Here is an 11062-nt window from a genome sequence, read left to right as displayed (position 1 = left end):
CTCAGGTGCCGTACAGCGCCTCGATGTCCTGCGCGTACGCCGCCGTCACCGCGTGCCGTTTGACCTTCAGGGACGGGGTGAGCATGCCGTTCTCCTCGGTGAACTCGCCCTCGACCAGGGTGAACGCGCGGATCGACTCGGCGCGGGAGACGGCCTCGTTGGCGTAGTCGACGGCCTTCTGGACATCGGCGCGCATCCGGGGGTCGCGGATCAGGTCCGCCATCGGGGTGTCGGCGGGCATCTTGCGTACGGCGAGCCAGTGGGCCACCGCGTCCGGGTCGAGGGTGATCAGGGCGGCGACGAAGGGGCGGTTGTCGCCGACGACGACGCACTGGCCGACCGGCGGGCGGCTGCGCAGGCGGTCCTCCAGGACGGCCGGGGAGACGTTCTTGCCGCCGGAGGTGACCAGGATGTCCTTCTTGCGGCCGGTGATGGTGAGGTAGCCGTCCTCGTCGAGGGAGCCGAGGTCGCCGGTGGCGAACCAGTCGTCCTGGAGCACGGCGTCGGTGGCGGCCGGGTTGTTCCAGTAGGAGCCGAAGACGATGCCGCCCTTGATGAGCACCTCGCCGTCGGCGGCGATGCGTACGGCGGTGCCGGGGACGGGCCTGCCGACCGTGCCCGGGCGGGGCTTCAGGGGCGGGACGATGGTGGCGGCGGCCGTCGTCTCCGTCAGACCGTAGCCCTCGTAGACGATGATTCCAGCGGCGTAGAAGAACAGGTTGAGGTTGCGGTCGAGCGGGGAGCCGCCGCTGATGGCGTAGCGCATGCGGCCGCCGAGTTCCTTGCGGACGCGGCGGTAGACCAGCAGGTCGTAGAGGGCCCATGCGGCGTAGAGGGTGGGGGTGGGGCCTTTGCCGGTGCCGAGGAACTTGTTCAGGTACGCCTCGCCGAAGCGGACGGCGATGCGGTCGGCCCGGTCGAAGGAGGCACCGCGGCCCATCTTCTCCGCCGTCGCGCGGCCGGTGTCGTGGATCTTCTCGAAGAGGTACGGGACGCCGACGAGGAACGTGGGGCGGAACTCCTTGAGGGCCGGGCGCAGTTCGTCGGGCTTGATGCTCGGGCAGTGGCCGATCTCTATGCGGGCCATCAGGCAGGCGATCTGGAGGGTGCGGCCGAGGATGTGGGCGAGGGGGAGGAAGAGGAGGGTGGAGGCCTCCTGGTGCGTGACCTCTTTGAAGATGGGGTGCAGCAGCTCGACCGTATTGGCCGCCTCGGCGTGCAGGTTGGCGTGGGTGAGGACGCAGCCCTTCGGCCGGCCGGTGGTGCCGGAGGTGTAGCAGACGGTGGCGATGGTGTCGGGGGTGAGGGCGGCGCGGCGCTTGGTGACCTCGTCGTCGGGGAGGTCCTGGCCGAGGGTGGCCAGGGTGGCGACGGCCCCTTCGTCCAACTGCCATATGTGTGGGGGCTGTTCGTGCGCTGCGGTGCCTGTCGTCACCGTCTCCGTGTTCTCCGCCGTCTCCGTGACGACGTAGCGGGCGCCCGAGTCGCGGACGATCCAGTCCACCTGGTCGGCGGAGGAGGTGGCGTAGACGGGGACAGTCTGGCCGCCGGCGGCCCAGATGGCGAAGTCGAGGACGGTCCACTCGTAGCGGGTACGGGACATCACGGCGACGCGGCCGCCCGGTTCGAGGCCGGCCGCGATCAGCCCCTTGGCCACGGCGGTGACTTCGTGTGCGAAGGCGGTGGCGGTGACGGGGTGCCAGGTCGTGCCCTGCTTGCGGCGGAGGACTACGGCGTCGGGGGCCTCGGCCGCGTTGGTGAAGGGCAGGTCGGCGGTGCTGCCGGTGGCGGGGTGCGGTGCGAGGGGTGGGGTGCGCGCCTCGCGGACCACGCCCTCGGCGTCCTTGACGACCTCGACCTTGGTGCGGTCCATCAGGTCGGTGCGCTGCTTCGCCCGCTTCAGGTCCTTGCGTACGCCCATGTCGGCTCCCGGGTGCCAGTCGTACTTACCGGGAAGTCAACTTACTCATGCGTAACAGAAGGTCAATGCCTCCGGCGGTGGGGCGGGAGTGCCTGCGGCGGCCTGTGCGGGGTCGGTGGGGGTTCGCGTAGCGCCTGCGGTGCGTTGTGGGTCGGGGCCGCGCCGGGGGGGGTGTCCGTCCTCGGTCCGGCGGCTCGGTCACTCAGAAAGGTGCTGTGTCTTGACGCCGGCCGCTGCGGGCGGACACCCCCCGGCACGTCCCCTCCCCGCCGTGCGCGACTGCGGGCTCGTGGGGCTACGCGACATCCCCAGCCTCATCCACACAGTGCCGACGACCCCCTTCCAGCGCCGACCCAGGTGGGGCGGCAGCCCCCAGCGAGGCCCGCGCTGACGCCGGGCGCCTGATCAGAGGGCGGCGCCCGCGGTTCGGCCCTTCGCCGGAGGCTCTCCGGTCCGCGTACGGTCATGAGCTGGACGCTGCATGGGGACGGGCTCCTGCGGGCGCTGCCCTCCGTCCGCGCGGGCTGAGCCGCCGGCCCGCACCCGTACTCAGTCCATCACCCGCTCCGCCCGGCCGATGGCCTCGGCGAGCTGCCGCACCGCCCCGTCCTCCGTTTCCTTCGCCAGGCCCTCGGCGATCTCCCCGAGCTCGCGGAGGGACGGGGCACCGGGCAGGGAGCTCCAGCGGTTGTCGCCGTCACGCAGGGAGTCGGCGAAGTAGGCCGCGGTCGCGGTCACCTGGAACCTGGAGGAGGCGTCGTCCAGGGAGTCGTGCAGGGACCCGGTCTCCAGTCGGCCCGACTCCTCGTGCGGGGCCCGGGTCTTCGGGTCGAGCCAGCGGACGCTCGCCGTGGCGAGGTGGCCTGAAGTGCCGGGCCTGGTGTGGACGGCGTAGAGGGCGGTGACCGTGTGGCCGGGGCCGATCTCGCCGCCGTCGACGCTGTCGTCCCGGAAGTCCTCGTCCGCGACCTGGCGGTTGTCGTAGCCGATGAGGCGGAAGTCGGAGACGGTTGCCTCGTCGAAGGCGACCTGGGCCTTGGCGTCGCGGGCGGTCAGGTCGATGTTGCGGGGCAGCTCGTCGCAGAAGACCTTCCGGGCGTCGTCCTCGCCGGAGACGTAGACCGTGTGGCCGTCCCCCTTGTCGGCCAGGCGTTCCATGAGGGCGTCGCCGTAGTCGCTGCCGACCCCGACGCCGAAGAGGGTGATGCCGTGTTCGCGGCGCTCGGTGGCGATGCGTTCGAGGATGGTGTCCGCGTCGGTGTCGCCGGTGTTGGCCAGGGCGTCGGAGACGAGTACGACGCGGTTCGTGGCGCCCTCCCGGAGGCCCTCCTCGGCCGTTTCGTAGCCCGTCTCCATGCCCGCGCCCAGATTGGTGGAGTCGGTGGGCTCCAGGCTGTCGATGGCGTCGTGGATGTCGTCGCGGTTGCCGTCGAGGCGGGTCATCGGCAGGACCGTCTCCGCCTCGTCGCTGAAGGTGACGATGGCCACCGAGTCGTCGTCGCGCAGCCGCTCCGTCATCACGCCGAGGGAGTCCTTGGCGAGGTCGAGGCGGCCCGGTTCGGCCATGGAGCCGGAGATGTCGATGACGAAGGTGAGGGCGGCGGGTGGGCGTTCGCCGGTGTCCTCGGCGGGGCGGGTGGCCAGACCCACGCGGACCAGGGACCAGTCCTCGCGGTCGGTTCGGGCTCCGTCGACGGTGACCGTGAAGCCGTTGCCGTCGGGGCGGTCGTAGTCCTGGCGGAAGCTGTTGACGAACTCCTCGGGGCGGACCGTGGAGGGGTCGGGCAGGCGGCCCTCGGCGAGGGTGCGGCGGGCGTAGCCGTAGGAGGCGGTGTCGACGTCCAGGGCGAAGGTGGAGAGGTAGTCGGGGGCGGGCGCGAACTCGCGGGAGTCGGTGTCGCCGGTGTCGTCGGTGCCCTTCTGCTCGCCCGTTCCGCCGCTGCCGTTGTTGTGGTCGGGAGCGGGGAAGGCGTTGCCGTTGCTTCCGTCCTCCGCCTTGTGGGCGCCGCTGTCGCTGCCGTCCCCGCCGCCGCAGCCGGTGAGCAGCAGGCCGCCTGCCGCGGTGAGTGCGAGCAGGGCGGCGCGCAGCCTTCGTGTGCGGTACCGGTCCATCATCCGTGCCCCCTTGGTCCGTTGACGTCGACTTCTGTGACTGTGACGGGCCAGGGGGCCGGAACGTGCGCTACGGAGCGTTGCGGATGAGTCTCGAAGAGGGCACGGAGGCGGTCTGTCGAGACCGGTGGGTGATCTTCCGTTGACCTACGACACGATGTCCTTGCGGGCGAAACCGCGGAAGGCCAGCGCGAACAGCACGAGGGCGTACGTTACCGACAGGGACGTGCCCTGGATCATGTCGGACCACTCCAGTTGGGGCCGTACGGCGTCGAGCCAGGCGTACTGCCAGTGCGCGGGCAGGAAGTGGCGCCAGTCGCCGAGGGCCGTCACCTCGTCCAGGACGTTGCCGATGATCGTCAGGAACACCGCGCCGCCGACCGCGCCGAGCGGTGCGTCCGTCCGGGTCGACAGCCAGAACGCCAGGGCCGCGGTGACCAGTTGGGACACCATGATGTAGGCGACGACGATCAGCAGGCGCTGCGCCGCGGTGCCGGTGTCCAGGGCGCCGCCGGTGGGCAGCTGGAGCGGGCCCCAGCCGTAGGCCGCCGTGCCGACGGCGAGGGCGACGACGGGGAGCAGGACCAGCGCGGCCAGGCTGAGGCTCAGGCCTACGGCGAGCTTGGACCACAGCAGCCGGCCCCGGGGCACGGGCGCCGCGAGCAGATAGCGCAGGGACGACCAGCTCGCCTCCGAGGCGACCGTGTCCCCGCAGAACAGCGCCACGGGGATGACGAGCAGGAAGCCCGCGGAGGCGAAGAGGTTGACGGCCGCGAAGTTGGCCCCGGACACCGTGGCCGTGTCCATGAGGTTCGTGCGGTCGTTGCCCTGGCCCGGGTCGCCGCCCACCTGGAAGGCGACGAGCAGGACGATCGGCAGGGCGAACAGGATGCCGCCCATGACGAGCGTGCGGCGCCGCTTCAGCTGCCGGACCAGCTCGACCCGGACGGGCAGGGTGCGGCCCGCGCGGTAGCCGTCGGCGACCTCGACGGGCCGCTCGGCGAGCTTGCTCATGCTTCGGCTCCGATCAGGGTGAGGAAGGCGTCCTCCAGGCGGCGGTGCGGGCCGACCGAACGCACGGGCACGTCCAGTCGTACGAGGTCGGCGACCAGGCGCTGCGGGGTGCCGTCGGCGTCGAGCTGGACCAGCAGGCCCTCGTCGGCGCGTACGGCGGAGGCGACGCCGGGCAGGGCGGCGACCTTCTCCACGACGGGTTCGTCCACGGGCGTGGCGGTGCCCACGAGGAGGGTGTCGCCCGAGCCGACGATGTCCTCGACCGGGCCCGCCTGGACGAGCTGTCCGTGGTCCATCACGACCAGGTGGGTGCAGGTCTGCTCGACCTCCGCGAGGAGATGGCTGGAGACGATGACCGTGCGGCCGGCGGCGGCGTAGCGGATCATCACCTCGCGCATCTCGCGGATCTGGGGCGGGTCGAGGCCGTTGGTCGGTTCGTCGAGGATGAGCAGGTCCGGCATGCCGAGCATGGCCTGGGCGATGGCGAGGCGCTGGCGCATGCCCTGCGAGTAGGTGCGCACCGCGCGGGCGAGCGCGTCGCCGAGGCCCGCTATCTCCAGGGCCTCGTCCAGGTGCGCGTCCTCGGGCGGGCGGCCGGTGGCCCGCCAGTACAGCTCCAGGTTCTCCCGGCCGGACAGGTGCGGCAGGAAGCCGGCGCCCTCGACGAAGGCGCCGACGCGGGAGAGCACGGGGGCGCCCGGCGCGATCGCGTGGCCGAAGACGCGGATCTCGCCGCCGTCCGGCTTGATCAGGCCCATCAGCATGCGCAGGGTCGTCGTCTTGCCCGCGCCGTTCGGCCCGAGCAGTCCGAGCACCTGGCCCTTCTCCACCCGGAAGGACAGGTCCTTGACGGCGTAACGGTCGGCCGACTTGGCGTAGCGCTTGCTCAAGTCCGTGATCTGGAGCGGGACTTCGGCCAGTTCCGGGTCGGGCGCGGCGGGGGCCGCGGTCCGGCGGCGTCCGGTCACCAGCAGCGCGAGTGCGATCAGCGCGCCGGTGAGCGGCAGCCACCACACCCAGGCGGGCAGCCCCGTCGGCCCGCTCGTGTCACCGAGCGGCGTCGGCACCGACAGCTCGCCCTTGAGGGAGACGGTGTACGTCGCCGGGGCCGCCGGGGAGGCGTATGCGAGGTCGGTGGAGGCGAGGACCAGCCGCAGGCGGTGACCGTCGTCGATCTCGTGGTCGATCGCCGGGAGGGTGATCGTGACGTCCTTGCCGGCCTTGGCGTCCTCGACGCGGATGGGCTCGACGAGCTGCGAGGGCAGCACCTGCGCGCCCTGACCGCCCGGGCCGACGTCGTACAGCTTGGCGAAGAGCACCGCGTCGTCGCCGGTGGACTTCACATGGACGGTGGCCTTCGGCGACCCGGTGATCTGCACGTCCTCCCGGACGGGCGCCGACTCGAAGGCGGCGAACTGGCCCGGGAAGTCGAGGGAGACGCCGATGCCGAGCGAGGACAGCTGGGCGAGGCCGCCGGCGCTGCCGAATCCGGGCAGGGCCGACACGGCGGGCGGGTTGGCGCCGGCCGGGTTGGCGAAGCTCTGCTCCCGCCCGGTGAGGGCGATCGAGCGCGTGCTGCCCTCCAGGCCGGGGTACTTGTCCTCGCTCACGCCGCTCAGCCGGGTCTCGCCGTCTCCGGTGCCGGTGCCGAGGGTGCGGGTGACGCGGAAGGCGGGACCGGTGTCGACGCTCTTGTCGTCCTTGAGGTAGCGGTCGAACCAGGACTTCACCCGCCCCTGGACGCGGCTCGACTCCATGTCACCGCCGTCGTGGCCGCCGGAGATCCAGTCGACGTCCACGGGCGCGCCGTTGGCGCGGATCGCCTTCGCGGCGGCGTCGGCCTGGTCCAGCGGGAAGAGGGAGTCGGTCTGGCCCTGCATCAGCAGCGTGGGCACGTCGATGCGGTCACCGACCGCGGACGGCGAGCGTTCCTCCAGCATCGTGCGGGCCTGGGCGTCCGGGGTGCCGGACTCGGCGACCCGGTCGTACATCTCGCAGATCCGCGTCTCGAACTTGTCGCAGCCGCCGCCCGAGTTGACGAAGATTCCCGCCCAGAGCTTCTTGAAGACGCCGTTCGGGAACAGGGCGTCCGCGAGGTTCCAGTACGTGATCGCCGGGGCGATGGCGTCCACCCGGTCGTCGTGGCCCGCGGCGAGCAGCGCGATGGCGCCGCCGTAGGAGCCGCCCGCCATGCCGACCCGCGGGTCGCCGGTCTTGTCGAGCTCGACCTGGGGCTGCTTCGCCAGCCAGTCGAGCAGCCGGGAGACGTCGGCGACCTCACCCTTCGGGTCGTTGAGTCCGATCTTGCCGGTCGACCTGCCGAAGCCGCGGGCCGACCAGGTCAGTACGGCGTAGCCGTCCCGGGCGAGGTCCTCCGCCTGCTGCCGTACGTCGTCCTTGCTGCCGCCGAAGCCGTGTCCCAGCAGGACGGCCGGGCGGCGTCCCGAGGCGCCCGAGGTGAAGTACGAGGTGTCGATCCGTACCCCGTTCCCCATGTCCATGACCCGGTCGGTGCTGCGCACCGGCGGCGCGTCGTCGTCGGCGACGGCCGTCCATGTACCGGCGCCGGCGAGGACGACGACGGAGGCCGCGGCGGCGAGCCACCGTCGCGGCCTCCGTACGCGCCCTCGCAGGGCGGGCAGTCGAAGATCCATGCTTCAACCGTACGGGGTGAACCTGTCGGACAGTTATCGACCGAGGGCTGAATCCCGGGCCCTTCCGTGGGGGTACGGCGGGGGATTTGTCTACCGCGTTCGCGGTAGGGCCGAGGGAGAGCTCGGGGTGTCCCGTGGTCTGCCGCGTGCGGCGCCATCGTGGTCGATCGCGCCCACGCGGCGGAGCCGCAAATCGATTCAGCCCCGCGGCCCTGAAGGAGCACTAGCCATCCGTTGGAATCGAGACCAGCCACCGGGCCTCGCGGCGCGGGCGCAGGTACAGCGCCCAGTACAGGGTCGCCACCGCCGTGATGCCGCCCGTCCACAGCAGGTACTCCGTCTCCTGCCGGCTCAGGATGTACACCAGCACCGCGATCAGCAGCACCGGCATAGCCGGCCACAGCGGCATCCGCCACGCCTGCCCGTGCTTGTGGGCGCCTCGGCGGGACAGCAGCGCCGCCACCGCCACCAGCAGGTACATGCCGGTCACCGAGACGCCCGTGATGCCGTACAGGGTGTCGAGGTTCACGAAGCACAGGGCGGCGCCGGGGACGCCGACCGTGAGGGTGGCGACCCAGGGGGAGCCGAAGCGGCCGAGCTTGGCGAGGACGTTGTTGACCGGCTCCGGCCAGGCCTTGTCGCGGGCCGAGGCGAACAGGACGCGGGAGTTCTGGATGACCATGACGATGCCCGCGTTGATGATCGCGAGGGCCACGCAGAGGCTGACGAAGGTGCCGACGGCGGAGTTGGACCAGGCGGTGACCATGGTGCCGATGTCGCCGCCGGTCAGTTCGTCGAGGTCCGACGCGCCCAGCGTGATGGCGGCGACGGGGACCAGGATGATCACGGCGGAGATGCCGAGGGTGGCGAGGACCGTGCGGGCGACGTTGCGGCGCGGGTTCTCCATCTCCTCGGACAGGTACACGGCGGTCGAGAAGCCCTGGGTGACGAAGAGGGCGATCGCGAGTCCGGAGACGATCAGCAGGGCCGTCACGGTGTCGGTACGGCCGTCCGCGCCGGCCACCTCCAACGAGACGAGGCTGCCGGGGCCGCGCTCGGCGTGGGCGAAGCCCAGCACGGCGACCACGGCCGCGGCGATGACCTCCAGGACCAGGAAGACGCCGGTGATCCAGGCGTTGGCGCGCAGGTCGAGCAGGCCGGCGAGGGTGGCGAGCAGCATGACGCCGGCGCCGGCCATGGACGGGTCGAGGTGGACGATCGGGGCGAGGTAGTCGGCCGTGCCCATCGCGATCACCGGCGGGACGATCATGACGACCAGCAGGGAGAGCACGAAGACCAGCCAGCCCGCGAGCCGTCCGGCCAGCGTGGAGACCATCGCGTACTCGCCGCCCGCGCTGGGGATGAGGGTGCCCAGCTCCGAGTAGCAGAACGCCACGGCGATGCAGAGCAGGGAGCCGATGGCGATCGTCAGGGCGGTGGCGGTGCCGAGCGAGCCGAACAGGTCGGGGACGACCACGAAGAGGGTGGAGGCGGGGGTCACGCAGGAGAGCGTGAGCAGGGTGCCGCCGATGACGCCGATCGAGCGCTTGAGCTTGTGAGGGCTGTCCGACGCCTCGACGACGGCGCCCTCGACTGGGGTGAGGGTGTCGGTCACGAGGGGGATGCAACATCGACGGAAACCGTCACGTCAATGGCTGTTTAACTACGGAATTCGTTGCTGGAGATCGTCTTGACGCGCGTTAACGTTGCATCAAGGCCACCCCCAGGGCGACTTCCGGGCGTGCGGGAACCGCAGCGCGGGCCCGTAAAAAAATGGGGCCGTCCGCGATGCGGACGGCCCCGGGCACTCGGCGCCAGTGGCGACGTCAGTGGTTGCGCTCGGTGTCAGTGGTTGCGCGGGAAGCCCAGGTCGACGCCGGACGGGGCGTCCGCCGGGTCGGGCCAGCGGGTGGTGACGACCTTGCCGCGGGTGTAGAAGTGCGTGCCGTCGTTGCCGTAGATGTGGTGGTCGCCGAAGAGCGAGTCCTTCCAGCCGCCGAAGGAGTGGTAGCCGACCGGAACCGGGATCGGGACGTTCACGCCGACCATGCCGGCCTCGATCTCCAGCTGGAAGCGGCGGGCTGCGCCGCCGTCCCGGGTGAAGATCGCCGTGCCGTTGCCGAACGGCGAGCTGTTGATCAGCGCCACGCCGTCCTCGTACGTCTCGGCGCGCAGCACACACAGGACGGGGCCGAAGATCTCGTCCTGGTACGCCTTCGCGCTGGTCGGCACCTTGTCGAGGAGCGAGATGCCGATCCAGTGGCCGTCCTCGAAGCCGTCCACCGTGTAGCCGGTGCCGTCGAGGATCACCTCGGCGCCCTCGGCCGCCGCGCCCGTGACGTAGGAGGCCACCTTGTCGCGGTGCGCGGCGGTGATCAGGGGGCCCATCTCGGAGGTCGGGTCGTTGCCCGGACCGATCTTGATCTTCTCGGCGCGCTCGCGGATCTTCTCCACCAGCTCGTCGCCGATGGCGCCGACCGCGACGACCGCGGAGATGGCCATGCAGCGCTCGCCCGCGGACCCGTAGGCGGCCGATACGGCGGCGTCGGCGGCCGCGTCCAGGTCGGCGTCCGGCAGGACCAGCATGTGGTTCTTGGCGCCGCCGAGGGCCTGGACCCGCTTGCCGTTGGCGGAGGCGGTGGTGTGGATGTAGCGGGCGATCGGGGTCGAGCCGACGAACGACACCGCCTTGACGTCGGGATGCTCCAGGAGGCGGTCGACGGCCACCTTGTCGCCGTGGACGACGTTGAAGACGCCGTCCGGCAGACCGGCCTCGGCCAGCAGCTCGGCGATCTTGATGGAGGCCGACGGGTCCTTCTCGCTCGGCTTCAGCACGAAGGTGTTACCGCACGCGATGGCCATCGGGAACATCCACATCGGGACCATCGCCGGGAAGTTGAACGGCGTGATGCCCGCGACGACACCCAGCGGCTGCCGGATCGACGAGACGTCCACGCGGCTCGCGACCTGCGTCGACAGCTCGCCCTTCAGCTGCACGCTGATGCCACAGGCCAGGTCGACGATCTCCAGGCCGCGCGCCACCTCACCGAGGGCGTCGGAGTGCACCTTGCCGTGCTCGGCGGTGATCAGCTCGGCGATCGCGTCCCGGTTGGCGTCCAGCAGCGCCCGGAACTTGAACAGGATCGAGGTGCGCTGGGCCAGCGACGACTGGCCCCAGGTCAGGTAGGCCTCCTTGGCGGCCGCGACCGCGGCGTCCACCTCGTCGACCGAGGCGAAGGCGACCTTCGTGGTGACCGCGCCGGTCGCCGGGTCGGTGACCGGCCCGAACGTGCCCGACGCGCCTTCGGCGGTCTTGCCGCCGATCCAGTGGTTGACGATCTTCGTCATGCCCAGATACTCC

Annotated in this window: 6 protein-coding genes; all 6 read right to left on the bottom strand. The window is 71.3% G+C overall.

Translation table 11 applies throughout. The features are described 5' to 3' along the window. Window position 1 precedes the first annotated feature (1 nt). Window positions 2-1921 (bottom strand): AMP-dependent synthetase/ligase, encoded by a 1920-nt coding sequence (locus ACIREI_RS08240; protein WP_403328824.1) that lies wholly within the window; start codon window positions 1919-1921, stop codon window positions 2-4. A 549-nt stretch (window positions 1922-2470) separates the two neighbouring features. After that, window positions 2471-4033 carry a von Willebrand factor type A domain-containing protein gene (locus tag ACIREI_RS08235; protein ID WP_403329448.1) on the bottom strand — a complete coding sequence of 521 codons (1563 nt, stop codon included), beginning with the start codon at window positions 4031-4033 and terminating at the stop codon, window positions 2471-2473. 147 nt (window positions 4034-4180) lie between these two features. Continuing rightward, on the bottom strand, window positions 4181-5047 hold the full coding sequence (locus tag ACIREI_RS08230) for an ABC transporter permease (protein ID WP_403328822.1): 867 nt from the start codon (window positions 5045-5047) through the stop codon (window positions 4181-4183). After that, window positions 5044-7701 carry a CocE/NonD family hydrolase gene (locus ACIREI_RS08225; RefSeq protein ID WP_403328819.1) on the bottom strand — a complete coding sequence of 886 codons (2658 nt, stop codon included), beginning with the start codon at window positions 7699-7701 and terminating at the stop codon, window positions 5044-5046. The genes ACIREI_RS08230 and ACIREI_RS08225 overlap by 4 nt, the downstream gene beginning before the upstream one ends. A gap of 223 nt (window positions 7702-7924) precedes the next feature. Then, window positions 7925-9316, bottom strand: a complete 1392-nt coding sequence (locus tag ACIREI_RS08220) for an APC family permease (protein WP_403328816.1) — start codon at window positions 9314-9316, stop codon at window positions 7925-7927. Window positions 9317-9546: 230 nt separating this feature from the next. Further along, window positions 9547-11049 carry a CoA-acylating methylmalonate-semialdehyde dehydrogenase gene (gene mmsA / locus ACIREI_RS08215; RefSeq protein WP_403328814.1) on the bottom strand — a complete coding sequence of 501 codons (1503 nt, stop codon included), beginning with the start codon at window positions 11047-11049 and terminating at the stop codon, window positions 9547-9549. Window positions 11050-11062 lie beyond the last annotated feature (13 nt).

Origin of the sequence: Streptomyces sp. NPDC093591 (genome assembly GCF_044764885.1) — a bacterium.
Taxonomy (GTDB): Bacteria; Actinomycetota; Actinomycetes; order Streptomycetales; family Streptomycetaceae; genus Streptomyces.
The sequence above is the reverse complement of the archived record's forward strand: the minus strand, read 5'-3'. Positions and strand labels throughout refer to the sequence as shown.

Excerpts from the sequence above, each read along its gene's own strand:
- ACIREI_RS08230 (WP_403328822.1), bottom strand. The coding sequence starts at position 5,047 with ATGAGCAAGCTCGCCGAGCGGCCCGTCGAGGTCGCCGACGGCTACCGC.
- ACIREI_RS08235 (WP_403329448.1), bottom strand. The coding sequence starts at position 4,033 with ATGGACCGGTACCGCACACGAAGGCTGCGCGCCGCCCTGCTCGCACTC.
- mmsA (WP_403328814.1), bottom strand. The coding sequence starts at position 11,049 with ATGACGAAGATCGTCAACCACTGGATCGGCGGCAAGACCGCCGAAGGC.
- ACIREI_RS08240 (WP_403328824.1), bottom strand. The coding sequence starts at position 1,921 with ATGGGCGTACGCAAGGACCTGAAGCGGGCGAAGCAGCGCACCGACCTG.
- ACIREI_RS08225 (WP_403328819.1), bottom strand. The coding sequence starts at position 7,701 with ATGGATCTTCGACTGCCCGCCCTGCGAGGGCGCGTACGGAGGCCGCGA.